This window comes from Pauljensenia sp. UMB3104 (assembly GCF_030217285.1).
Taxonomy (GTDB): Bacteria; Actinomycetota; Actinomycetes; order Actinomycetales; family Actinomycetaceae; genus Pauljensenia.
The window spans coordinates 1-260 of sequence record NZ_JASONN010000380.1; the positions used below are offsets into that span (position 1 = coordinate 1).

Genomic DNA, 260 nt, shown 5'->3' on the forward strand with positions numbered 1-260 from the left:
GGCAGCGCTAGAGGAATTGGATCAGGTAGAGGGCATTTCGACGCGGGCAGCTAATTCCGCGCGCAAGTTTGCCGAATTGCTCGCGGCAGGGCGGTCACGACTCGAAGACGGCGAGGGCGTAGCTGAGGTCCTGGACTACCTGCTGGACGAATCGGGGTACGTGCAGGTTCTTAGCGAGTCTTCGGATCCTCGGGACGAGGGCAGAATCGAAAACTTGGCAGAATGGCACACGGTTGCTTCTGAATTTGATTTGTCTGAGC

Annotated in this window: 1 pseudogene; it reads left to right on the forward strand. The window is 57.7% G+C overall.

The annotated features are described in order from the left end of the window. Nucleotides 1-260 (forward strand): annotated as a pseudogene (locus QP415_RS12110) (ATP-dependent DNA helicase PcrA); the annotation flags it as partial.